20 protein-coding genes are annotated in these 25494 nt (G+C 56.6%); 7 read left to right on the top strand and 13 right to left on the bottom strand.

All coding sequences use genetic code 11. The features are described 5' to 3' along the window. Positions 1-30: 30 nt before the first annotated feature. Together KORM41_RS02445 and KORM41_RS02440 are read right to left on the bottom strand one after the other, a co-directional pair. On the bottom strand, positions 31-2415 hold the full coding sequence (locus KORM41_RS02445) for an ABC transporter permease (protein WP_068143998.1): 2385 nt from the start codon (positions 2413-2415) through the stop codon (positions 31-33). Next, positions 2412-3089 carry an ABC transporter ATP-binding protein gene (locus tag KORM41_RS02440; protein WP_231727091.1) on the bottom strand — a complete coding sequence of 226 codons (678 nt, stop codon included), beginning with the start codon at positions 3087-3089 and terminating at the stop codon, positions 2412-2414. Before KORM41_RS02440 ends, KORM41_RS02445 begins: the two co-directional genes overlap by 4 nt. A gap of 290 nt (positions 3090-3379) precedes the next feature. On the opposite strand from KORM41_RS02440, the gene KORM41_RS02435 reads away from it, so the two are divergent. Both KORM41_RS02435 and KORM41_RS02430 read left to right on the top strand, forming a co-directional pair. After that, on the top strand, positions 3380-4567 hold the full coding sequence (locus KORM41_RS02435) for an efflux RND transporter periplasmic adaptor subunit (protein WP_231727089.1): 1188 nt from the start codon (positions 3380-3382) through the stop codon (positions 4565-4567). A 12-nt stretch (positions 4568-4579) separates the two neighbouring features. Further along, positions 4580-7708: an efflux RND transporter permease subunit gene (locus KORM41_RS02430; protein WP_068143994.1), complete on the top strand. Its 3129-nt coding sequence runs from the start codon at positions 4580-4582 to the stop codon at positions 7706-7708. Between the two features lie 70 nt (positions 7709-7778). On the opposite strand, the gene ggt is transcribed toward KORM41_RS02430, so the two are convergent. Then, the gene (gene ggt, locus KORM41_RS02425) at positions 7779-9527 is read right to left on the bottom strand and encodes a gamma-glutamyltransferase (RefSeq protein ID WP_068143992.1); all 1749 of its coding nucleotides are present in this window, start codon (positions 9525-9527) and stop codon (positions 7779-7781) included. A gap of 262 nt (positions 9528-9789) precedes the next feature. Between ggt and KORM41_RS02420 the strand changes: the two genes are divergently transcribed. Next, positions 9790-10488 (top strand): potassium channel family protein, encoded by a 699-nt coding sequence (locus KORM41_RS02420; protein WP_231727088.1) that lies wholly within the window; start codon positions 9790-9792, stop codon positions 10486-10488. Between the two features lie 3 nt (positions 10489-10491). On the opposite strand, the gene KORM41_RS02415 is transcribed toward KORM41_RS02420, so the two are convergent. After that, positions 10492-10986: a VOC family protein gene (locus KORM41_RS02415; protein ID WP_082719682.1), complete on the bottom strand. Its 495-nt coding sequence runs from the start codon at positions 10984-10986 to the stop codon at positions 10492-10494. A gap of 2 nt (positions 10987-10988) precedes the next feature. Next, positions 10989-11447 carry a YHS domain-containing (seleno)protein gene (locus KORM41_RS02410; RefSeq protein ID WP_068143986.1) on the bottom strand — a complete coding sequence of 153 codons (459 nt, stop codon included), beginning with the start codon at positions 11445-11447 and terminating at the stop codon, positions 10989-10991. A gap of 181 nt (positions 11448-11628) precedes the next feature. Between KORM41_RS02410 and KORM41_RS02405 the strand changes: the two genes are divergently transcribed. Further along, on the top strand, positions 11629-14001 hold the full coding sequence (locus KORM41_RS02405) for a S8 family peptidase (RefSeq protein ID WP_068143985.1): 2373 nt from the start codon (positions 11629-11631) through the stop codon (positions 13999-14001). 10 nt (positions 14002-14011) lie between these two features. Further along, positions 14012-14986 carry a carbon-nitrogen hydrolase family protein gene (locus KORM41_RS02400; RefSeq protein ID WP_068143984.1) on the top strand — a complete coding sequence of 325 codons (975 nt, stop codon included), beginning with the start codon at positions 14012-14014 and terminating at the stop codon, positions 14984-14986. Here the strand turns inward: KORM41_RS02400 and KORM41_RS02395 are convergent. Then, complete coding sequence (locus KORM41_RS02395) at positions 14983-16200, bottom strand: CaiB/BaiF CoA transferase family protein (RefSeq protein WP_068143982.1); 1218 nt, start codon at positions 16198-16200, stop codon at positions 14983-14985. The genes KORM41_RS02400 and KORM41_RS02395 overlap by 4 nt on opposite strands. A gap of 27 nt (positions 16201-16227) precedes the next feature. Then, on the bottom strand, positions 16228-17403 hold the full coding sequence (locus KORM41_RS02390) for an acyl-CoA dehydrogenase (RefSeq protein ID WP_068143980.1): 1176 nt from the start codon (positions 17401-17403) through the stop codon (positions 16228-16230). Positions 17404-17531: 128 nt separating this feature from the next. Between KORM41_RS02390 and KORM41_RS02385 the strand changes: the two genes are divergently transcribed. After that, positions 17532-18410 (top strand): LysR substrate-binding domain-containing protein, encoded by an 879-nt coding sequence (locus KORM41_RS02385; RefSeq protein ID WP_068143978.1) that lies wholly within the window; start codon positions 17532-17534, stop codon positions 18408-18410. Here KORM41_RS02385 and KORM41_RS22335 read toward each other — a convergent pair. From KORM41_RS22335 to KORM41_RS02355, 6 genes are all read right to left on the bottom strand, one after another. After that, a complete protein-coding gene (locus tag KORM41_RS22335; protein ID WP_068143976.1) occupies positions 18400-18870 on the bottom strand; it encodes a tetratricopeptide repeat protein in 471 nt (156 codons plus the stop codon). The genes KORM41_RS02385 and KORM41_RS22335 overlap by 11 nt on opposite strands. A 48-nt stretch (positions 18871-18918) precedes the next feature. Then, positions 18919-20058, bottom strand: coding sequence for an MBL fold metallo-hydrolase (locus tag KORM41_RS02375; RefSeq protein ID WP_068143973.1), 1140 nt, complete (start codon positions 20056-20058; stop codon positions 18919-18921). 203 nt (positions 20059-20261) lie between these two features. After that, entirely contained in the window at positions 20262-20588 is a 327-nt protein-coding gene (locus tag KORM41_RS02370; RefSeq protein ID WP_156431860.1) for an SH3 domain-containing protein, read from the bottom strand. A gap of 121 nt (positions 20589-20709) precedes the next feature. Then, positions 20710-21039, bottom strand: coding sequence for a hypothetical protein (locus tag KORM41_RS02365; RefSeq protein WP_068143969.1), 330 nt, complete (start codon positions 21037-21039; stop codon positions 20710-20712). A 127-nt stretch (positions 21040-21166) separates the two neighbouring features. Further along, entirely contained in the window at positions 21167-23263 is a 2097-nt protein-coding gene (locus tag KORM41_RS02360) for a M13 family metallopeptidase (RefSeq protein WP_068143967.1), read from the bottom strand. A 183-nt stretch (positions 23264-23446) separates the two neighbouring features. Then, positions 23447-24271: a mechanosensitive ion channel family protein gene (locus tag KORM41_RS02355; protein WP_082719680.1), complete on the bottom strand. Its 825-nt coding sequence runs from the start codon at positions 24269-24271 to the stop codon at positions 23447-23449. A 140-nt stretch (positions 24272-24411) separates the two neighbouring features. Between KORM41_RS02355 and KORM41_RS02350 the strand changes: the two genes are divergently transcribed. Next, positions 24412-25488, top strand: a complete 1077-nt coding sequence (locus KORM41_RS02350) for a DUF2855 family protein (protein WP_068143964.1) — start codon at positions 24412-24414, stop codon at positions 25486-25488. Positions 25489-25494: the final 6 nt, after the last annotated feature.

The following is a 25494-nucleotide window of genomic DNA, read 5'->3' as shown; positions in this document are numbered from 1 at the left end:
TTTATTTTCCTCTCCGTTCACGCTTTATCATTATTCGCGCGTTTTCAGGGCCATAACCAAATTCAGCTTGGCCACTTGTCTTGCAATCACGGCGGCAGATACGACCGCTGCCAGAATAATCACGGTCGTCGCATATGCAAACGACCAGTTGGAAACTGTTGTCGGAACGCGGAACAGCTCGCTGCTCATGCTCGAATGGATAAAGAGCGCAAGCTGATACCCCAGGAAGGCACCGATCGGCAGCGCCAGGAAGGTCAGCACCGCCAGTTCACCCAGAAGGACGGCATTCACTTCGCCAACCGTGAAACCAAGGACGCGCAAGCTCGCAATCTCTCGCTGGCGCTCATAAAAGGATATGCGCGCACCTGAAAAAACCACGCCGATGGCGATCAGGCTAGCAAAGAGCGAGTTGAAGAAGGTCATGGTGCCCATGGTTTCATCCATCGTGTCAGCCATGGACTTCCGCGACGACTGGTTCGTCGACACTGCCGCCACTGTGGGCATATCCTTCAGCAGGCTGTAGATTCTGTTCTGCTCGCGCGCATCCACCATCAGATAAGCTCCTGACACGCGGTCGCCTTCCCGCAACAGCGCCGACAGGTCATCGATATCCATATAGGCGGGTGTGCCCAGATAGGTGGGCACCACCTTCATCACCGGCAGACGTTCTGATTTCCTCAGCCCATCCTTGAAATCAATCGTCACCATATCACCTGGTTTTGCAGCAAGCGCTGTTGCCAGGCTGTCGGATAAGGTCACCCCACGGGGGGCGGGATTGACAGCCTGGTCATTCTCATTGATCAACACATTCAGATCAGCGTTCTGCACCACCCCCATCACCCCCTGGTGGCGATAACGGTGGCCATATTTGATAGTTGAAGGCGCGGACAGGAAAGGTTCCGCTGCGATCACGCCGTCTAGCGCCATCAGGTCATTGATAACCACCGGGTCCTGTTTTTCGGTGAAAGCAACCGTAAGATCCTGCCGGCTGACAAGTTCGAACTGTGTCGCGATCATGAGGTTAACCGCATCCTGGCCACTTTGCGCACCGATCATGATAGCCATGCCCATGGCCACCCCAAGGCAGGTCAGGGACGAACGGCCGGGCCAGCGCGCGATGTGACGCACAATCATGCGCATCCCCTGGTCCATCCAGCGCGCCCTTGAGGCGAACGAGCCAAGCTTGCTGTAGTCGGTCGGGGGCGGCGGCGCCATGGCAACCGCAGGCCTGAGCGAAATGGTCTTCCTGACAGCCAGCAGCACACCAAGCACGCCAGCAACGACAGCGAACACAGCCGCCCGCAGATAAATCCCCACACCGGGATCGAAGATCAAAATCGGGAACTTGTAAAAGTCCTGATAGATGCTGGCCATGCCGCCCCCCATGCGGTATCCCGCAAACCAGCCCCCGAGCACGCCAAGAAGCACGATGATTCCAGCAAAACGCAAATAGTGCCAGACAATCGCCGCCGGGCGGTAACCGAAAGCCTTCATCAGGCCGATCTGTTCGCGCTCCTGCTCCACGATCCGGGTCACCACCATATTCAGCAAAAAAGCGGCCACCCCCAGGAAGATCGGCGGCAACAAGCCGCCAAGCGTATCAAGCTGGGTAAACTCGCTTTGCAGGAATTCGTCCGACAGCTGATCGTCACGGTGGTAGGCGCCGATACCGCCATAGCGGTCCAAAACAACGTCGATTTTTGCCAGCACTTCAGGCACGCTGGCGCTGCGATCCAACAGAAAGACAGCTTCATTGAAGGCGCCATCCATATTGTAGGCATGCCCCAGTGCCTCATACCCCATCCACATGATGGCATAGCGCCGGGCATTGGGGATCATTTCGCCAGGCGCGATCGAGTAGATAAACTCAGGCGCCAGCGCAATGCCGGAAATCTTGAGCGTTCGCCTGACACCATAGAGCGTCGCCGCGATCTGATCACCCACACGCAGATTGTGAGCTTCGGCGAAGTCGTCCGCTATCACCACCTGCTCGGAACTATGCTCGGGCAGGCTTCCAGCCTTGAGGTAAAGCGAGTTGATACGCGGCATCCGGCCATCCGGCAGGGACACGATTTTTGCACGCACAGGCTCCGCCTCAAGCGGCATATCCAATATCCCGCCCACAGCGATGCGGCCTTCGGCAAGCCGCACGCCAGGGATGTTCTTCAGATGCTCCAGCTCCTGCAGGGGCGCGCGACGCGCGGGCGCCCAAACGTCAGCCATGGCGTAGCGGCTATAGTATGCCGTCAGCGTATCCTTGAGTGATGCCAACGTGCCATTCATCATCACATAGATGGCCACCCCGCACCCCAGCACAAGGCTGACGGCCAGCACCTGGCCCCACATCAGATTGATGTCGCGCAGGAGCTTGCGGTTCAGTGGCTTGAAAAGCGTGATGAGACGGCTGCGGATCATAGATGGATATCCTCCGGCTTGGCGCGCGTCTCGTTAACCACTTCGCGGTCGATGCTGCCATCCTTGAAATGCAGCACCCGGTGCGCCAGCGGCGCAATGCCCTGGTGGTGGGTCACCATCAGCATGGTGGTGCCAAGTTCCTCCACGACACGGTTCAGCGCATTCAGCACTTTCAGGCTTGTTGTCGAATCAAGTGCCCCGGTTGGTTCATCGCAGAACAGCACACTAGGGCGCTTTGCGATGGCGCGCGCAATGGCCACACGCTGCTGCTCGCCGCCCGAAAGCTCGCTGGGGAAATGCTTGAGCCGCTCGCCAAGGCCAACCAGATGAAGCGCGTCTGCGGCCTTCAGCGGATGGGCCGCGATTTCGGTCACCAGTTCCACGTTTTCCTCGGCCGTTAGCCCGGGCATCAGATTGTAGTTCTGGAAAACGAACCCGATATTGTCACGCCGATAGCTGGTGAGTTCCCGGTCGGTCATGGTGGTCAAATCATTGCCCTTATAGAGAACGTGTCCGTCCGTTGGCGTGTCAAGCCCGCCAAGGATGTTCAAAAGGGTGGATTTGCCGCTGCCGGATGGCCCAAGAAGAACGATCACTTCGCCCATCTCGATTGTCAGGTCCACACCCCTGAGCGCGCGCACCTGGGCCGAGCCTTCCCCATAAATCTTGGTCAAGCCTGTAACTTCAAAGCATGTCCCGGAATTCAGCATCTGGCCCCATTCTGAATCTTCCATACCATAGCAGACTTAAAGCATGGCATTCACCTGCTAAAGACGACGAAAAGTCGCACAAAGTTCGCCCCTTTTTCCGCTTTCCCCTTAAAATTAATGCCGTGACAAACTATATCTTATTAGTATATATGGGAAACCATAGAACAAGTGGCATAAGCCACGATATATAAGTGGCATAAGCCACACAATAACGACAAGTGACGCAAGTCACACAGAAAAAACGCGAGGATGACGTGAGGAAGATTCTTAAGATTGCCGCACCTGGAATGGTGCTGGCGGCTGCCATTGGTTCTGTTATGGTACTTGCTGCAGCCAAAGATGCCCCGGAAAAGAAACAAGAAGCGCCGCGACCCGTTTCGCTGCACGTTGACGAAGTACGTGCAGAGCGCGTTGCCTTGTCTGTGCGCACACAGGGCGAGGTTCGCCCGAAAACAGAGGTAGACCTGACACCACAAGTGTCGGGGCGCATCATTTCGATTTCAGAGTCGTTTGCTGAAGGCGCCGGGTTTCATGCAGGCGACACACTGATCCAGATTGATGACTCAGATTACCGCCTGGCAGTAACCAGCGCGGAAGCCCGGGTTGCTGAAGCCCGCGTAAGGCTTGAGCAAGAGCTCGCAGATGCGCGCATCAAGAAAAAGCAGTGGCAGGATTGGGTTAAGGATGGCGAGCCAACGCCCCTCGCCCTGAACCAGCCACAGGTTGCCGAAGCCCAGGCGAAATTGCGTGCAGCTGAAGCTGACCTTGAAAAAGCCAAACTGAATTTGGACCGCACCCAGATCAAGGTGCCTTTTGCGGGCCGCGTTCTGGAACGCAAGGTCGGTGTTGGCCAATTCGTGAATGTCGGCACTGAACTGGGCCGCGTGTTCGCAACAGATAAAGTGGAAGTTCGCCTGCCGCTGACCGATAGCCAACTGACTGAGCTTGACCTGCCACTTGGCTTCGTCGCAACCGCTGACAACGCGCCCGCTGTGACTTTCAGCGCGACAATGGGCGGTGAAGCTCACACTTGGACGGGCCGCATTGTGCGCACCCATGCCTCGGTGGATCAACAAACCCGACTGATGTATGCGGTCGCCGAAGTATTGGACCCTTATGGCCTTTCAGTAGACGAAAAAGGCATGCCAATGGCTGTCGGCCTGTTTGTCAATGCCGAGATCAAAGGGGTTGTGCCACAGAATGCTCTGGTGATGCCTCGCGACGCTCTCAGGAGCGAAGACAAGGTCTATGTGATCAAAGACAACAAGCTTGAAATCAAGACTGTCGAAGTCCTGTCGACATCTGTGGATCGTGTCTTTGTGTCGGCAGGCGTGGCGCCTGGCGATAAAGTTGTCACGTCGCCTGTCCGCGCCGCGTATGAAGGTATGGCTGTACAGGCCATCGAGCGTAGCGCACAGAACCTAGATAACGCGTCGCGTTAAGAGGGGGCCAGCATGAATAAGCTTATTGAATGGTGGGCACGCAATTCCGTTGCTGCCAACCTGCTGATGATCGGTATCTTCTTGGCCGGTATCGTTGGCTACTTCTCCATGGAACGGGAAATGTTCCCGACCGTCCGTTTTCCTGGTCTGCAAATCGAAGTGGCCTGGCCTGGCGCCAGCCCCGTTGAGATTGAGGAACAGATTGTCGCGCGGGTCGAGGAATCGGTTCGCGACCTGGATAACATCCAGTGGGTGCGGTCAACGTCCCAGGAAGGTTTCGGCGGCATCTACATCCTTGCGGAAGAGAATGTCGACTTCACCCAGTTCATGAACGACGTGAAGATCCGGGTCGATTCCATTTCCAGTTTCCCACGTGACATTGAACCTCCTCGGGTTCAGCAGTGGGTCAACAGGGACGAATATATCCGCATTGCAGTACACGGTGACCTTGGGGAACGTGAACTGAAACGGCTGGCTGAAAAGCTACGCCGTGAAGCGGCTCAGCTTGATGCCGTGAACCTTGTTGAACTGTTTGGCGTTCGCAACGAAGAAGTCTCAATCGAGGTGAGCGAAGAGCAGCTTCGCCGCTACAACCTGAGCTTTGCCCAAGTTGCCAACGCAATCCGCAATAACTCGTTGAATTCTTCAAGCGGCACGGTTCGCACCAGTGCCGGTGAGTTCAATATTACGACGCGGAACATGGCTGACAACAAGCATGACTTCGCTTCCATCATTGTTCGCCAAACCAATGACGGTGGCACCATTCGCGTTGGCGACGTGGCAACCGTTATTGACGGGTTCGAGGATAATGAAATCCTGGCAACCCTGAACGGTGAGCCTGCTGTGCTTCTGCAGGTAATGACCACAGAAACCATGGACATCGTGACGGCGTCACAGTCCGTGAATAAATGGATCAAGGAGCGTACAGAAAGCCTGCCCACGGGTGCGAAACTGACACTCTGGACCGACAATAACGAAGCCTTCCAGGGGCGGATGGAAACCATCGGCGGTTCTGCCTTCTGGGGTCTCATCCTCGTTCTGATCGTGCTGATGCTCACTCTGCGGCCCATTGTGGCCTTCTGGGTATCCATCGGTATCGCCACCGCTTATGCGGGTGCATTCGTGTTCCTGCCAGCGCTTGGTGTTTCCATCAACATGCTGTCCACCTTTGCCTTCCTTCTGGTGTTGGGGATTGTGGTTGATGATGCGATCGTCGTAGGTGAAAGCATTCACTCTGAAAGCCAGAAAACCGGAGGCGGCATAACCGCTTCTGTATTCGGCACACAGCTTGTGGCCAAACCGGTGATTTTCGCCGTTTTGACCACCATCATCGCTTTCCTGCCCTGGGTTGCCGTCGGTGGCAACACCGCTGAATTCACGCGGCACATTACCTGGGTTGTGGTAACGGCGCTGACCTTCTCGCTGGTTGAATCGCTCTTGATCCTGCCGGCTCACCTGTCGCACCTGAAACCCCGCACCAATCTGGGTCGTTTCAGCCGCTTCCAAAAGAAGATTTCCGGTGGCATCACCAACTTCGCCCAACGCCATTATCGCGGCATCGGCGAGTGGGCTGTAAATCGCCGGTATCTGACGTTCTCTATCTTCATCTTTGTCCTGATCGTCGGCTTCGCGCTCAACAGCCTAGGCTATATCAAGCAAGGCTGGGATCCGGAATTCGATAGCGACGAAATCAGGGTCAATGTGACCATGCCGGAAGGGGCGTCCTATAATCGGGCACTGGAAATCCTCGAACAGCTTCAGAACGCCGAAAAGGCTCTGGTGGAAGAGGTTGAACAGCTGAGCGATGGGGAAGGCCACCTTATTGAGAACTGGTATACCCGGTCTCGCCGTGACAGCGTTCTGGCGATTGTGAAGCTGGCTCCACCAGAAAAACGGGAGATGACGACAAAAGAGGCTGCTATCCGCCTTCGCGAACTGATGGGCGATGTACCTGATGCCAAGTCTGTTTCCGTGGAATACCAGGACGGCAACAACAGCCCGGGCTTTGAGCTGTCGGTTCGTCACCCTGACCTCGACATCCTGCGCGATGCGGTTGACGATCTTGAATCACAGCTGCGCACTTATGATGCCCTCTATGATGTGCGGAACAACCTTTCCGGTGCGTCTGAGGAAATCCGCCTTGAACTCAAGCCCGGCGCCGAAAAGCTTGGCCTGACACTTGCGGATGTATCGACACAGGTTCGCCAGGCATACTATGGCGTTGAAGCACAGCGCATCCCACGTGAGGGCCAGGACGTAAAAGTCATGGTTCGCTATCCACGGGAAAGCCGTCGCACCATTGAAAGCCTGAAAGATTTCCGTGTTCGGACGTCTGATGGTAAAGAGGTGCCGCTGCTGGCAATTGCAGATCTCGAATATGCCCCAGGCATTACCGCGATCAACCGCTGGAACATGAGCCGTGCGGCCCGTGTCAGTGCCGATCTCAAGACAAGCGTTCGTGATGACATCATGAAGGACCTTGAGAAAAATTTCTTCCCGTCTTGGGAGAAGAAGTATCCCGGCGTGAACCGTGAGCCAATTGGCCAGGCGCAAGGACAGCAGAAATTCCTGATCGAGATCGCCAAACTGTACGGCATGGCTTTCTTCATCATGTATATGATGCTGGCGGTAGCCTTCAAAAGCTACTGGCAACCCTTTGCGATCATGATCGCGATCCCATATGCGATTGTGGGCGCATTCCTGGGCCACCTTGCAACGGACATGACACTGGGCATCTTCAGCTACTTCGGTATTGCGGCCGCTGCAGGGGTTGTGATCAACGACAACCTTGTCTTGATGGACTATTGCAACAAGCTACGCGAACGAGGCATGAAGCCAATTGAGGCGATCGTGGAAGCAGGCGTTGCTCGCTTCCGCCCAATCCTGCTGACGTCTGTCACTACTTTCGTTGGTCTGGTACCAATGATGCTGGAGCAGTCGATCCAGGCGGCCTTCCTGAAGCCGGTGGTTGTTGCACTGGCAGGCGGCGTCCTGATTGCCTTCTTTGTGACGCTTCTGATGGTACCGGCCCTGTTCGCTATCGGGCTGGACATCGGTGCCATGTTCCGGCGCCTATGGGCGGCGATAAAACGCATTTTCCAGGGCAAACCCAAGAAAGAAGCACCTGCACAGGCCGAATAGGCTGCACAGCATGGCGAAACAAAGAAAGGCCACCGGATGTCCGGTGGCCTTTCTCTTTGTGAAGCTGCCGCTAGTACCCAGCGGCAAAGGAGCCCGGTCTGCGCGGATCAGCGGCCCCCAGGATCAGGCCATCCACCGAACGGGCGAGGGACTGGGCAGAGCCAAGAACGGTATCCCAAGCTTCATTGGCCCCCGTCTTCACCTTATGCCCCATCTGCCCCAGCATGCGGCGAGTATCAACCGAATGACCCGGTTCCAGGAACAAACGGTCAGGATACCACTGGTGGTGAATGCGCGGCATGTTGACTGCGGCCTGCACATTCATGTCAAACTCCATCACATTCAGGATTGTCTGCAAAACAACTGTGATAATAGTAGACCCGCCTGGGCTGCCGGTCGCCATAACCGGCTCTCCATCCTTGAAAAGGAAAGTCGGTGTCATGGAACTCAAGGGGCGCTTGCCCGGCTCGATGGAATTGGCTTCCCCACCCAGCAAGCCATAGCCGTTCGGCATACCCGGCTTAGCAGAAAAATCATCCATCTCGTTGTTCAGCAGGAACCCCGCACCTGGCACCGAATGACCGTTGCCGTAGGTGTAGTTCAGCGTGTAGGTGTTGGAAACCATGTTGCCTGCCTTGTCCATCACCGAGAAATGCGTGGTATCGTTGCTTTCTTCCGGAAGGTTTTGCGCGGGTGCGATTTCTGTCGAGGGTGTTGCGCGATCGAGATTGATCTTGCCCCTGATATCAGCTGCGTATTCTTTGCTGGTTAGCGTCTTGACCGGCACATCGAAATAGTCCGGGTCTCCCAGATATTTTGAACGATCCGCATAGGCATATTTCATGCTTTCCGTCAGCCGGTGAATATAGGCCGCACTATTATGGCCAAGCGATTTCATGTCCCAGCCTTCCAGAACATTCAGCATTTGTATCACATGCACTCCGCCAGACGATGGCGGCGGCATGGAAACAATCTGATACCCGCGGTAACTGCTCGTGAGTGGCGTACGCTCGACCACGCGATATTTCTTCAGGTCTTCATGGGTCATGATGCCGCCCTGCGCCTCCATTGCCGAGATGAGCTTGTCGGCAACCGGGCCTTCATAAAACCCGGCAGCACCCTTGGCTGCGATAATTTTCAGCGTTTCTGCCAGATCAGGCTGGCGGAAAATCTCCCCAGCTTCATAAAGGGAGCCATCCGGCTTAAAATAGTTTTTGGCGCTTTCCGGGTCTGCCTTCAGGCGCTTTGCATAGCGCCCGAGCGACTCATTCAAAGCCCATGTCATCGGGAAGCCCTCTTCCGCAAGTCTGATAGCCGGGGCCATCACATCCGCGAGGGACATGGTGCCGTATTTCTCAAGGGCTGTCGTCAGGCCCATCACTGTCCCTGGGACACCACTGGCCTTCATCGTGTATTGTACGAGATTGTCATCTACATCGCCGTTTTCATCGAGGAACATATCCCTGTGGGCCGCCGCGGGCGCCATCTCGCGGTAATCCAGCGCTATCACCCGGTCTTCCGCCCGAAGGTAGATCATCATGAAGCCGCCGCCACCCAGGTTACCGGCCTGTGGGTGGGTAACGGCCAAGGCAAACCCCGTGGCCACCGCCGCATCCACCACATTACCGCCCTTTTCAAGGATTTCTCTGCCTGCTTCAGAAGCAAAAGTCTCCTGGCTCACCACCATCCCGTTCCGGGCTATGGTTGGGTGAAACTGGGTGTCATAAACAATGATAGGGGCACTTGTGTCGGCCCAAGTGGCACTAGCCATCACCCCAAACGCGGCTACCAGGGCCACAAAAATACGCAGCATACGCATACAAAACTCCCTCTGATACGGCTGTCCCGTATATTTGACGAACTTCCCAGATGTGTTGGGAGTGTATCGTTCAATGCCGCAGCCCGTCAATCGCAGCACTAGGACAGCGCCAAGACACTTGCAGGGTTCGCTCTGATGGGGCAGGTTTCTGCTAGCGCGAACAGCCCGCACAAGCTCGTCCAAGGGAGGAACCAGGGTGAAAGAAAAACTGGCACATCTATATTTCGGGGCAGATCAACGGGCTCACCGCTTTCGACTGGCCTTGTTGGCATTGGATCTGCTGACAATCGCCTTTTTCATCCTGTCATCGCTGCTGGAGCGTGGCCTCGCCACGTATATCATCGACTACAGTATCGCCCTATTCCTGCTTGTGGAGTTTTCCGCCCGGCTTTATATCGCGCGCCGTAAGCTGCGCTTCCTTGTCAGCTTCAGTTCGCTCGCAGACCTGATCGTGATCTTTTCGCTGATTGCCCCGCTCTTCATCGACAACCTTGGCTTCCTGCGCGTGGTGCGCATGCTCCGCCTGATGCGCAGCTACCATATGCTGAAGACCATACGGCAGGAATCCTCCTGGTTCCGGCAGAATGAGCAGGTTATCCTTTCAAGCGTCAACCTTGCCATTTTCGTGTTTGTCATCACTGCCGTTGTGTATGTGCTAGAAGCGGGGCGGAACGCGTCCATCAACAACTATCTGGACGCGCTTTACTATACAGTTGCGACCCTGACGACCACAGGCTTTGGCGACATCACCATGGACGATACACTGGGCCGCATGGTGTCTGTGATCATCATGGTGTTTGGCGTGGCTTTGTTCCTGCGCCTGGTACAAACAATCTTCAGGCCTACAAAGGTGCAATATGCTTGCGAAACCTGCGGTCTGAACCGGCATGACCCGGACGCCGTGCACTGTAAACATTGCGGCACGACAATCAAGATCCCAACCGAAGGTGAATGGACCTGACGTTTACTCGCCTTCCGCCTTGGGCATCCGGCTGGCGGGTACAACAAACTCCAGCCGCAGGCCCGAAGGATCGCGGATCATCATATGCGTGGTGGGCCCCTGCCCCATGAATTCCGGAGCGAACTCTATGGTGACACCCTCTGTCTGCAAAAGCTTCGCATGCAGGGCATGAAGCGCTTCCAGGCTTTCCATGGTCATGGCCATATGATGCAGGCCGACATTTTTCATGCGGTTGAATGGCACGGCTTCCAACGGATTTTCCACCTGCCATAATGTAACAAACGCCTTGCCGTCGGTGACGAATATCGCTGGATAGTCAGGGTCGCCACCGGCCCGGCGCCAACCGAGCGTATCGACGAAAAAGGATGCCGACGCATCAAGTTTTGACACCGCAAGCCCGATATGATTGACCCCCAGGGTCGGCGCCTCGGCGACCACAATTGGGGCAGCGCCTGCCACCAGGAGCCAGATACCGGCCAGATAGTGCGAAATCCGCATTCTCAATTCTCCTCCAGGTCCACGAGCTTGGGATAGTTCACATCAGCTTTCGTTATAAATCCCGGTATGTCGGCTTCCCATTTGGCCTTCACTGACGCGTCATAGTTCAGGTAGAGCTTCCCATCCACGATCCGCCACTGCTCGGGGTCCCCTTTCGCTGTGTACCCACGTGCCATGGCCCAGGCGCAGTATCCACCATACTGCGGCGCATACTTTGTGGGCTCAGCCAGGAACGCATTGAGATGGTCTTCTGATGTGAACCGCCATTCTGCGCCCATATAGTCTGTCTGATATTTCTTGCTGCCTTTTTCCGCCGTGCCGTCCGTAAAATAGGACACCACATCATAGCCGCCCGCGGCCCGGTTATTAAAAATGCCGGTATAGATGGGGTCCTCCCCGGCCCAAGCGGGACGGGCTGTAACGAATATGATCGCGGCCAATAATGGTATAATGCGCTTCATGGTATGCTCCTGTCTGTGCTTTTGTTTGTCTATCAGCGGAGATGCGGAGGCGCACTTCAAGACAGCGTCAACTATTCGTGTAGTAGGCATTGGAGTTCATTCAAATTTTGTTCAGCTGGCTTGTGCAAGGCTTTTATTCATCTAAAGTTACAGGGTAGGAAGCGGGTTAAAGGGGAACCGTATGCTGCGTCGCATCAGTTGGCTCAATCTGGTCGGGCTTATAGCCTTATCCACAACCTTGGCAGCGTGTGGAGGGTCCAGCTCGCCAAGGCTGGTTCCCGTCATTCCGACGATTGTAGAGCCACCCGAACAGCCCCCGCTGGACGGAAACCCCGAAGACTTTAAAACTGAGGAATATGATCGATCCTGGGGACTTGAGGCCATCAACGCAGCCAGCGCCTATGCCAAGGGCTACACCGGCGACGGTGTCACCATCGGGCTGGTGGATTTCAATTTCAATTTCGCCTCAAATGAGGTGAACTTCCACAGTGCCAGCCGCGGCATAGACCCAGACCTACGCGCAATCTACGAAGCCCAGTTTGACAAGCCCGCATCCACTCAACCGCATGGCCAAGCCGTGGCTGTAGTGGCGGCCGGTATCAAGAACGATGCTGACACCCACGGCGTGGCCTATGACGCCGAAGTGATCGCGGTGGACTTTTTCTCGGGCGTTCGCAGCTATCAGGAGAGGTCGAACGGCATTCTCTATACCGTTTCCAACCCTTATCTTTACGCCTATGAAAATGGCGCGAGAGTGATCAACAAATCGCTTGGTTTCGATGAAGATGACGTGGTGAGCAACCTACCGGACGTGGATGAGCGCTATACCCTTGAATTTGAAACCACCGCCATCGAAGCGGGTGCGCTGATTGTCAGTTCCGCTGGCAACAACTATGATCCAGAGCCGTCACTATCAAACCTCAACGCCATTGACCGGCTTGTGGAAAGGGGCATCCTGAACAATGGCAAGGGCGCGCTGATCCTTGCGGGTTCAGTGGATGAAAACCTCGAAATTTCAGACTTCTCTGACCGTGCAGGTGACGGCATTGCCCGCTTTCACTATCTGGTTGCGCCAGGCGAAAAGATCGTTGCACCATGGAATACGGAAGCCAATGGCCCCGGGCTCTATTTTCTAAGCGGTACAAGTTTTTCCGCGCCACACATCACAGGTGCCGCGGCCCTCATCCTTGATCGCTGGCCCAGTCTGACTGGCCGTGAAGTTGCGGACATTCTGTTTGAGACAGCCACCGACCTGGGTGAAGCCGGGGTCGACAATATATACGGCCAAGGGCTTTTGAACCTGGATGCGGCACTTCAGCCTGTGGGGCAAGCCAAGGTTGCTGTCAAGGCAGGTGCGCAACCTGTCGCCGACGCCGCCATCCTGCTGGGCAGTGCTTTCGGTGACGCAGCTGGGCTGCATGCCGGGCTTAAAGACATCATGATCCTTGATAGCTACGGCCGCGATTTCCAGATGGACGCGTCAGGCCTCGTGCAGGCCAGTACCAACAAGCGTCTACTGGAGGGCGCACTGAACCTGCGGCGTGACCAGCAGGCCAGCAGCCTGGGCCTTGGCGGCATGGCGCTGAATTATTCACTGGCACGCGACAGGGACTTTGCGCCCACCTTTGCCCTGACAGGTCAGGCCGAACAGAGCTTCGATCCCACCATCGACGCCAGCTTTGAATTTACAGGCACGCTGGGCAACACGACCTGGGTCATCGGCACAGGTCGCAGCCTTACTGACGCGCTCCGGCGTCAGCCGGTGGATTACCGCACGGGACAAACCCTGTCGGTTACCGATGCAAACAGCAGCCCCTTACCTGGTGGCGGTGGCAGCTACATGGCAGTCGGCCAGCCGGTGGGCAAGAACAGCATGGTATGGGTTGGCTTGTCGCTCGATCAGGATAGCGGCACGGACCGTCATCCGGTCAAGGCCTTCAGAGACGATAGCCGCACACAGTCCGTGGGCGCACGGTTCGAACATTTCACCACCAGCGCGAGCTGGGCGCTTGAAGCCGGGCTATCGCATGAGGACAGCAGCGTGCTCGGCAGTCGGTCAGCAGGCAGCCTGGCACTTGCAGGCGGCGCAGACACCACCTGGCTTGGCGCAAGCGGCACATGGTTTGTCTCGGACCGCATCAGCGCCAGCGTGAGCGGCACCGCGACGATGACCAGAACCAGTGCACATACCGGTAGCCTTTTTGACGATGTTGGCACCATTTTGGGCACCAGCTTCACGGCGCGGCTGACAGCCATGGATGTTATGACAGACACCGACCAGCTGAGCCTGACCCTGCATCAGCCCCTCAGGGTTGAAAGTGCGAACGCGCACCTCACTGTCGGCGACAGGCTGGACATTGATGGCAATGTGCTATTCAAGGAACGGCAGCTATCGCTGACACCCTCATCACGCGAACTGGCGCTTGAACTGGCCTACCGCACGCAATTGGGCGGCTGGTTCCTTGAGGCCAACGCGGGTCAGCGCTTTAATGCAGGCCACGTCGCGGACGTTAGCGACACCCTCCTTCTTATTGGCCTGTCCAAATCATTCTAAGGAAAACATTGTGACCAACCCAACCATCGCCATCGTGCAGGAAGCCCCTGTTTTCCTGAACCTTTCCGCCAGTGTGGAAAAAGCCATCACACATATGGAAGAGGCCGCGAAGGCCAGCGCCAACATCATCGTGTTCCCGGAAACCTGGCTGCCCGGCTACCCAGTGTGGCTTGATTTTGCGCCTGGCGCAGGCCTCTGGGATGACCCGGGCGCCAAGACCCTGTTTCGCCTGCTGGCGGAAAACAGCGTCCAGCTTGGCGACGACCATCTGGCACGCCTGCAGGAAAGCTGCGACCGCTTAGGTACCTACATGGTCATGGGGGCGCATGAGCGGATCGGCAACACGCTTTATAACAGCACGCTCTATTTCATGCCGGGCGCAGGAAACCCAGTGCCGCACCGCAAGCTGATGCCCACCTATACCGAAAAGCTGGTGTGGGGATGGGGAGATGGTTCCACGCTCGCCACCGTCGACACGCCGTGGGGCACCCTTGGCGGGCTGATATGCTGGGAACACTGGATGCCGCTTGCACGCGCTGCCATGCATGCGAAAGGCGAGGCCATCCATATTGCCCAGTGGCCCATGGTGAAGGAAATGAACCATGTGGCCAGCCGCCACTATGCGTTTGAGGGCCGCTGCGCCGTGGCCGCCGCGGGTGCCGTGATCACCAAGGCAGATGTGATGGCGGGGTTTCACTCGCTGGCCGTAAACGCCCCTGAAGCCGAATCTTTGCTGGCCTCCATGCCGGGAGACGATGACACACAAATCCACACCGGCGGCAGCGCGATCATTGCCGCTGATGGCAGCTATATCGCGGATCCGGTTTATGGTCGCACCGGCCTTGTGATGGGGGAAGTTGATATGGCAAAGCAGCTTGAGGAATGCCAGGCACTGGATACAGACGGCCACTATAGCCGCCCTGATGTATTTGAGCTGAAGGTCAACACCCGGGCGATGCCGGGTGTTACATTCGGCGAAGACTAGCCCAGGACCTTTGTGGCTTTCACAAGTTTGAGGCTTTCAGGCGTGATGCCAAGCACATCAGCCAACACCGCATCTGTATCCGCACCCAGGGCTGGCGGGGCCTTGTCATAGCTTATTTCGGTTCCGGAATAATGTATGGGATTAGCCACGGACGGCATGACAGAGCCGTCTTCAGCCTTGAGCGCAAGCGTGATGCCGCGAGCTTCCACCTGCGGGTCATCAAACACGCGTTCCATGGTGTTGATCGGGCCGCCCGGCACATTGTGGGCTTCAAGAAGCGCGATCCATTCGTCTGTCGTTTTGCGGGCAATGGCTTCCGCCACCATCGGGATCAGCACCTCCCGGTTCTCAACCCGTCCGGGATTCGATTTGAAGCGTGGGTCTGCCGCCACCTCGGGCATGCCAGCTGCTTCACAAAAGCGTGCGAACTGGCCGTCGTTGCCCACCGCAAGCATCATATGGCCGTCGGCGGAAGCGAACACCTGATACGGCACAATCGACGGATGCGCGGTCCCAAGCCGCTTGGGCTCCTTGCCTGAGACCAGATAATTCATGCTTTGGTTCGCCAGCACAGCCACCTGCGTGTCCATCAATGCCATATCGATATGCTGGCCTTCGCCTGTCCGCGCCTTATGGTGCAGCGCGCCCAGGATGCCGATGGTGCTATAGAGCCCGGTAAACAGGTCCGTCACCGCCACGCCGACCTTTTGTGGTCCGCCACCGGGCATGCCGTCAGGTTCGCCCGTGATGCTCATAAGGCCGCCGAGCGCCTGGATAAGCGCGTCATAGCCCGGCCGGTCCTTGTAGGGGCCAGTTTGGCCGAAGCCAGTGATCGAGCAATAGATCAAGCCGGGGTTGACTGCCTTGAGGCTATCGTAATCCAGACCATATTTCGCCAGCCCGCCAACCTTGAAATTCTCAACCAAGATATCGGATTTTTCAGCCAGTTTTTTGATCAACGCCTGCCCTTCGGGCTTGGTGAAATCGATAGTGACAGACTTCTTACCCCGGTTGGCGCACATAAAATAGGCCGAGACCGGCTTGTCGCCGTCCTCGAAGAATGGCGGGCCCCAGGTGCGCGTGTCATCGCCCACATCGGGGCGCTCCACTTTGATCACCTCCGCGCCCAGATCGGCCAGACACTGGGTTGCCCAGGGCCCGGCCAGGATGCGGCTGAGATCAAGAACACGGATGCCGGTTAAAGGGCCTGCCATAATCGCTTACTCCGAACTCGGACTTGCTTACATAAAGGCCTGGAGGCCGGTTTGTGCGCGACCCAGGATCAACGTGTGAATGTCATACGTGCCTTCGTAAGTATTCACTGTTTCCAGGTTAACCATGTGGCGGATCACGTGGAACTCGTCAGAGATGCCGTTGCCGCCGTGCATGTCGCGCGCCATGCGGGCGATATCCAGCGCCTTGCCGCAGCTGTTGCGCTTGATGAGCGAGATATTCTCTGGCGCGGACTTGCCTTCATCCAGCAGTCGACCAACGCGCAGGCAGGCTTGCAGGCCAAGCGTGATTTCAGTCATCATATTCGCGAGCTTCTGCTGGACCAGCTGGTTCTGTGCAAGCGGGCGACCGAACTGGGAACGGTCCAGCGTATATTGGCGGGCAGCGTGCCAGCAAAACTCAGCGGCACCAAGCGCACCCCAGGCGATGCCGAAGCGCGCTTTGTTCAGGCACCCGAACGGGCCAGACAGGCCACTTGCATTCGGCAGCAGGTTTTCTTCCGGCACGAACACATTGTCCATCACGATCTCGCCAGTGATGGATGCGCGCAGGCTCATCTTGCCTTCGATCTTCGGCGTGGAGAAGCCTTCCATGCCGCGCTCAAGGATGAAGCCGCGGATCTTGCCATCCAGCTTCGCCCACACAACGGCGATGTCCGCGATCGGGCTGTTAGTGATCCACATTTTGTTGCCGGTCAGCTTGAAGCCGCCGTCCACTTTTTCCGCACGGGATTTCATGCCGCCCGGATCAGAACCATGGTCTGGCTCGGTCAGGCCAAAGCAGCCAACCATCTCACCGCTTGCGAGCTTCGGCAGGTATTTCTTGCGCTGCTCTTCGCTGCCGTAAGCATAGATCGGATGCATCACCAGCGACGACTGCACAGACATGGCAGAGCGGTAGCCGCTGTCCACGCGCTCAACCTCGCGCGCAATCAGGCCATAAGCCACATGGGATACGCCAGCGCCGCCATATTCTTCAGGCAGGGTTGCGCCCAGAAGGCCCATCTCGCCTAGCTCGCTCATGATCTCGCGGTCAAAATGCTCGTGGCGGTTGGCTTCAAGGATGCGGGACATCAACTTGTCCTGGCAGTACGCACGCGCGGCATCGCGCATCATGCGCTCGTCTTCGGTGAGTTGCTCATCCAGGAGCAGCGGATCTTCCCAATTGAATGCTGGCTTTGACATTATTCTTCCCTCAACTACGCCCGCGCGGGCGGGCACTTAATGAATTTAGTGAATGTATATAGTAATTTCTGGCCTCATAAAGTAACATTTCGGACTATTATCATTACAAATAATCATGAATCTGAGCCATGAAACGCAGAATTCCCAGCCTGATCGCCCTTGAATGCTTTGAGCAGGTCATGAAAACCGGCCAGGTCACCCGCGCCGCCGAGGCCCTGAACCTGACGCAAAGCGCGGTCAGCCGCCAGATCGGCAACCTGGAGGAATTCGTACGCCAAAGCCTTTTCAGGCGCGAGCGCAAACGCCTTGTGCCCACGGAAGCGGGCAAACAGTATGCCGCTGCGGTCGCTCCCCTCCTGGCCGGGCTAGAGAATGAGACATTGAAACTTATCACCTGGGGCGCAGATGACCGCGTGCTGACCTTGGGGCTTCTGCCCACATTCGGCTCACGCTGGCTGATCCCGAAGCTGGGCGACTTCACAGCCGCCTACCCTGACATCCAGCTCAACATCGTCACGGGCCTGACGCCAGATGACTTCAAGGCCGCGAACGCGGATGTCGCCGTGCAGTATGGCGACGGCAATTGGCCAGGCATGACCAGCCACAAGGTGGTGAGTGAGGAGATCATCGCTGTCGTCGCCCCTGCCCTGATGAAAGGCAAGGAAGACGCCAACATCAATGACTATGACCGGCTTTTGATGACCACCCGCCCCACCGCCTGGACCGAATGGCTGGAGGGCACGGGCCTGGCGGACAGCGGCGCGCGCGGCGGCGCCCAGTTCGAGAATTTCACCATGATGATCGAGGCCGCGCGGTCCGGCCTGGGGGTGGCCGTGTTGCCGCTGATGTATGTGGCGGATGATCTGGCGACAGGCCGCCTGATTGCCCCGTTTGGCGGGCCAGTGAAAAGCCGGAATGCATACTATTTGGCCTATACCGAAGGGCGAGGCAGCTTGAAGAAGGTAAAAACCTTCACCGATTGGCTTTTAGGCGAAGCTAGCCGTTAGCCGCGAGGATCGCCTTCGCGTCAGCGTGGCCCTGTTCAGCGGCCTGCTGGAAATAGCTGCGCGCTTTCGCAACACTCTGCTTCACGCCCCTGCCGTCACGGTACATCAGCCCCAGCCGATATTGCGCTTCGGCGTTACCGGGTGTCCCCGGCCCTGTGCTGATGGGCATGACATACCCGCCAACATCACCCGCCGGCGGTACCCAGATAAAGGTCTGGCCAATATCCGGCGTGGCTGCCACGCGGTAATAGCGCACCGCCATCTCATAGTCATCATGCCCTTCGAACCACAACCCCAACTGCATGCTGGCACCACGGTTGCCCGCGCAGCTATCGCGCATCAAGCTGGCGACTTTCGGATCATCATGGTCCGCTTTACAGAAAAAGCCACTTCCCGCGCATCCGGAAAGCAGCAGAAACATTGAAACCATCGCCAACCGGCACACAGCAGAGCGCGTCATAACATCCCCAATTGTTTAGGGAAGGATACCAGACAAGCAGGCGCCCCACTAGTTGTGGATTCGGACCGCCGACCAGCTCTCTGCGTCGTCCATATAGGTGACACCTGAAACCTTGCCTTCGGCGTCAATCTGGAAAGTCAGGTGTCCTTCGCCCTCCAGTCGCCCGCGAAAATGAAACCGGGTTTTTGATAGTGGGACAGCGAGACCAGACAGGGCTCCGCCTTCGGTCACGCGCACGCCGCCATCAGCGCGTTCGATCCGCAGGATAATGCCGTCTTCATATCGGTACGCCCCGATATAGTCCTCCAGATGCGCAAGAACTTCCCGGTCAGTCGGCATCAGCTCGGTTGAGATTGTACGCTCAACGAAGCGCTGGTATGCGCATTCAGGCAACGCTTGGGTACTGCCATCCTGCAGGAAACGCACTGAGATTTGCCGCAACTCGGGGTCCGCCTGCATGTCATGCACGCTTGCGCCCTTGTGCGAAAGAGCCCGTATTTTCTCCATCCAGCGACGGAAGGCAGACCGATACAAAAGCAGGCTGTCACGGTTCCCCGCCCGGCCGTGCCCCGGCACAATCACCGTGTGTTCATCTGCGAGCTGAAGCACCTTGTCGATCACCGCAAGCTGCCCTGTTTCACCACCCGCATAAAAGGTGGGATGCCAGTTTGTTGTGAATGTATCCCCCATGAAGATAACATTCTGATCCGGCAAAAAAACAACGATATCGCCTGACGTGTGGGCGGCGATTGCATGAATCTCAATCCGCACACCGCCCAGTGCAAGCGTAAGCGCATCACCCAATCCACTCACCTCATCGCGGCTTGCCATCAGCACCTGATAGTCCATGAGGCGAGCGCCCTGGCGAAGGAAGACGTCATTACCACCTGAATGATCCCGGTGTCCGTGCGTGTTGAATATATGACTTACAGGCTTCTTTGAAAGCCGACGCAGGGCCTGCCCGAGCTGGTCTGCGGCACCGGCTTCCATCGTGTCGATCAAGACAAGGCCGTCCTGCGTTTCAACCACTCCAACGGAGGACCCCAAGTCAGCGCCACCATATAAAATATAGGTGCCGCCAGGCAGCATGCGCACCTCCGGTTGCTCCCTCGGCTCAGCGTTTGTTGAAAAAGCGGAAACTGATAAAAGAAATACTGCAGCAACAACCGCCAAAACAGCATCGGTCATCTGTGCCCCTCCCCCACGATTGGACATTGAATTCAACCGCAGTCATATGGGAAGCAGGCCCGAGGGCACCAGAAAAATGCGACAAAAAGTGCATACAGCGCGACTGAACCGAATACTGCACAAACATACCCCATTACGCCTGACGCCCGGCATTTATGTTTGTGAAGCAAAAATTTTCACTCAGCTTCAAAAAACAGCACTGTTTAAGAAACAGCGCGGCAACGCCGTTTGGTAACAACAAAATCGCCCAGATGCAGGGTAACAACAGCACACCTGTTGTCATCCTTGCGAGTGACCGGGCAAATGGCCTTGCCCCGTCGGCGTTTGCCGTTTTCATCCACCAGCCATACGCGCCAGACATGAGACCCGGTCGGCCCATTATACTCCGTTGGCAAGGACATCTCCCCCGCCGCCAGCTTCGGCAGACACACCAGCATCTTGCTTCCAATCGCAATCTTGACCTGTTCTATTGGGCCGCCTGTCCTGTTGGCCGCTACCAGGATCATATTGACCATTCTGTGCCGTCGCACGACGCCCTCCGTCTAACCGAAATGCTCGCTAACGGGCAGACGCGTCAATTTGGATTTTGTGAACAAGAAAAAGGACCGGAAAAACCGGCCCTTCAATCATTCTGTCATTGCTTGGAAAGCGTTAGTCATAGTCGCCTGTGGCATCACCGCTTGGCTTACTAACATTGAAATCGTCTGCATTCAGGATGACCTTTGCGCTGTGGTCAGCCTTGGTTGCGCCGCTATCGACAGAGCCAGCTTTCTTGTTTCCGTCATCATCCCTGAAAGACACTGTCCAGGCCAAATCGCCGGAAGGGCCGCTATATTGGTTTGGCAGCGAACTTGCGCCTTTGCCGAGGCCGGTCAGATTGTCGATCACTTCTCCGCCCACGGTAACTTTCACTTCAGAAATATTCCCGCCTGTATTGTTCTCTGTAACAACGGTGATGGTGACTGGTGATTTTCCTGACATATCTCCCTCCTGCTCTTGATCAGTCTCGCAAAAAAGACGCCGAAATCAGCCGTTTGTGAAAACCCGGAACAGCCCAAAAGAAAAGGGCCGGAAAACCGGCCCTTCCCAATCTTCTCGTGATACTGGATTACCAGATTTGCACGCGCTCTTCCGGCGGCAGGTAAAGCGCATCGCCTTCCTTCACGTCGAAGGCTTCGTACCATTCATCCATGTTACGCACGATGCCGTTGGTCCGGTATTCAGACGGGCTGTGCGGGTCAGACTTCAGGCGGTTCAGAAGTTCTTCTTCTGCATACTTGCGCTTCCAAACCTGCGCCCAGGCCATGAAGAAGCGCTGGTCGCCGGTCAGGCCGTCAATCACTGGCGCTTCCTTGCCGCCCAAAGACAGCTTGTAGGCCGTGTAAGCCATGCGCAGGCCACCAAGGTCACCAATATTTTCACCCATGGTGAAAGTGCCGTCCACATGGTTGCCAGGTACCGGCTCATACTGGTCATACTGCGCGCCAAGCACGGACGTCAGCTTCTCAAACGCCGCGCGATCCTCGTCGGTCCACCAGTTGCGCTGCACGCCTGTGGCGTCAGATTTGGACCCTTGGTCATCGAAGCCGTGACCCATTTCGTGGCCGATCACTGCACCAATGCCGCCATAGTTGACAGCCGGGTCTGCACCCAGATCAAAGAACGGAGGCTGCAGGATTGCCGCCGGGAATACGATCTCGTTGAACTGCGGGTTATAGTAGGCGTTGACCGTTTGTGGCGTCATAAACCACTCGTCCTTGTCGGTCTTGCGCTTGAAGCGGCCCAGCAGATCTTCATAATTGAAGGCGTCGATCGCTTTGGCGTTGGCGAACAGGTCACCTTCCTTGATGTCGATCTTCGACAGGTCTTTCCATTTGTTCGGGTAACCGATCTTCGGATTGAAGGAGGCAAGCTTGGCATGCGCTTCCTTCTTGGTTTCTTCACCCATCCAGTCAAGGCCGTCGATCCGCTGGCCCATGGCCGTGCGCAGGTTCTCCACCAGCTTGACCATCTCGGCCTTCGCTTCAGGTGGGAAATGACGCTTCACATATACCTGACCAATAGCCTCACCCAGGGCATTCAGGGCGCCGACACGTGCCGTTGCACGCTTCCATCGGTCCTGCTGTTCCTGTTGGCCGCGCAGTGTCTTGCCAAAGAAGTTGAAGTTAGCCGTATCAATTTCCTCGGACAGGATCGCCGCGTGGTTCGAAATGGTATGATAGGTCAGGTAGGCCTTCCAATCAGCCACCGGGATCTCGTTCACCAGCGCGATAGCATCCTTCAGCGGCTGCGGGCCGCTTACGTTCACTTTCGCCAGGCCTTCAATGCCGCCTGCCGCGAAGAAAGCGTCCCAATCGAACCCTGTGTAGTTCGCCTTCAGCTCTTCCATGGTGGTCGGGTTGAAGTTCTTGGTGCGGTCGCGGCGGTCTGCACGTTCCCACTGTTTCTCAGCCAGCCTGGTCTCAAGTGCCAGAATGGTTTCTGCCTGTGCAGCTGCGTCTTCCGCACTTACGCCCGCGAAGCCGAGCATCTCTGCGATGTGGGCTTTATAGGCGTCACGGATGCCCTGGAAGCGTTCACTGTCGTCCAGATAATAGTCGCGGTCCGGCAGGCCAAGGCCGCCAAGGCCGAGGTTCAGGATATAATAGTCCGGGTTTTCGCGATCGATGCCAAGGCCGCCGGATACTGGCGAAATCATGCTGTCCATGCCTTCACGACCGAACATGCGGGTCAGTCCCGTCACGTCTTCGACAGCCGCGATTTCATCCAACAGCGGACGCAGGGGCTCAATGCCACGCGCATTGATCGCTTCCACATCCATGTAGCTGTTGTAATAGTCGCCGATCTTCTGTTCGACGGACCCTTGCGGGAAATCACCCGCGGTCACTTCGTCGATGATGGCTTTGGTCCGGTCGCGGGACCGTTCGGCCAACACAGTGAAGGCGCCATAGTTGGTGCGGTCAGCCGGCAACTCAAACGTGTCGAGCCAGGTCCCGTTCATATATTCGAAGAAGTTGTCGCCCGGCTTGACGCTGGTTTTCTGTGCGGTCAGGTCAACACCGAAGCTGCCTAGTTCAGGCGTCACGTCTGCTTTAGCAACGACCTGCTCGTTCGCCGGTGCGTCATTCGATTGTTCGCTGTTGCCGCACGCCGCAAGCAACAGAGCCGTCGCCGCAACGGACGACTTGAGTACTGCTTTAATCATTGATCCCCTCCAGGAGCTGTAACGAGATATTCTTATTTTCCTAAGGCCCTGCACCACCCAGCCGCAGGGCCCACCCGCGACATAAAACAGGGCAGCCCGGGCGCAGTCAACCAATGAAATGGTTTTGACTGACCACAGGCTGCCCTGAACGATTTTTTTAAACGAAAGATGTAGTCTTGCGCCTTATTCGCCCTGATAGATGGTGCGACAAGGATAGGGGATCGAGACACCATCAGCGTCGAACCGCTCCTTGACGGTTTTCAGAAGATGCCAGTTCAGCGCCCAATAGTCCCCAGACGCACACCACACCCGCACCATGATATCCACGGAGCTCTCGCCAAGAGACGTCACTGCGATCACCGGCTCTGGGTCTTTCATGCAGCGCTCGTCTGCCTCGATACAGCTTTTGATAATAGCCATCGCCTTGTCTATATCGTCGCCATAGCCGATGCCGTAAACGATTTGAAGGCGGCGCGTATCATGATGGTTGAAGTTGCGGATGGAGCTGCCCCATACCGAATTGTTGGGGATGGTGATGCGCACATTGTCACCGGTATCCAGCTTGGTCAGGAACAGGGAAATACCCTTTACCGTGCCAGCATGACCGCCCACCTCCACAAATTGCCCCACTTTGAAAGGCCGGAAAATCAGCAGCATCACACCCGCCGCCAGGTTCGAAAGCGTGCCCTGCAGCGCGAGACCGATCGCAAGACCCGCAGCACCAAGCACGGCCACAAGCGATGTGGTTTCGATACCAAATTGGTCCAGAAGCGCGATACCCGTGAATATAATCACAACATATTTCGCAAGGCTCGCCAGGAAGGTCGAAACAGTTGCATCAATCTTGTCACTTCGCTTGAACATGGCGTTCAGGCGCCGCTCCACCACGCCGGCCAGCCAAAGACCGATAATCAGTACCAGGATGGCAGCGATAATCGTAAGGCCCATGTCCGTGGCCTGCGCCACCAGCTTGTCGGTATCAAGCTCGTCAGTATTGAAAAATTCCATAGTATCCGTCCTCCAGGATCCCCAATTGAACGCAGTATGCCTTTTTGGCGCGGCAGCGACAAGAGCAGTTGAATGCAAAAAGCTTCACCCTAGGTCATGTCTAACGGACAAAATAAAAACCATGGGCAAAAGAGCATCACATGACACAGTGCACCGATTTTCTGGTCGCCAAAGCGGACCTCCACAAGACCGAGTTCAGAAGCCACGACCTGCCTGATTTGAAGGATGGCGAAGTGCTGCTGAAGCTGGACCGGTTCGCCTTCACAGCTAACAATGTGACATACGCTGCCTTCGGTGACGTGATGAAATACTGGCAATTTTTCCCGGCCGAAAATGGCTGGGGCCGTATCCCGGTTTGGGGCTTTGCAGATGTGGAAGCCAGCAACCATCCTGGCGTGAAAGTAGGCGAACGCTTCTACGGATACTACCCGATGTCCACGCATCTGGTAGTGAGGCCCGCAAAAGTCACCCCCGGCGGTTTCCTGGACGGCAGCCCGCACAGGGCAGAGCTCGCAATCGTCTATAACCAGTATGTCAATGCCGCCACTGATCCGGGCTATGTAGAAAGCATGGAAGACCTGCAGATGATCTTCCGCCCCCTGTTCATGACCAGCTTTCTGATCGATGATTTCATGGCAGACAATGATTTTTTCGGTGCCACGCAGGTTGTGCTTTCAAGCGCCTCCTCAAAAACGGCATTCGGCGCAGCCTTCCAATTGGCCAAACGGGACGGCACCCATGTGATCGGGCTCACGTCCCCCGGCAACATTGGCTTCGTTGAAAGCCTTGGCTGTTACGACAAGGCCGTGGCATACGGCGACGTAGCCAGCCTGGATGCGTCAAAGAAGACCATCTATATTGATATGGCCGGTAGCGGCCAGGTGCGGACCGATGTGCATACGCATTTCGGCGACAATCTGGTCTATAGCTGTGCGGTTGGCGCGTCCCACTGGGATGAGATGGGCGACAATTCGAACCTGCCCGGTGCCAAGCCAACCATGTTTTTTGCCCCGTCCCAGGGCCAGAAACGGCTGGCAGACTGGGGCCCTGAAGGATTCCAGAAAAATACGGCTGAAGCCTGGCTCAGCTTCATCAAACCTGCCGCCAGCTGGATTGAGATTGAGCGCCACAAAGGCCCCAGCCTGATGCTGAGCATCTATTCAGACATGGTCGATGGCCGCGTAGACCCAAAGGCCGGGCAGATACTGAGCTTCTAGGTCGCA

This window comes from Kordiimonas lipolytica, from assembly GCF_001550065.1.
Note: the sequence above shows the minus strand (reverse complement) of the source record. Positions and strands in the feature narration are given on the sequence as shown.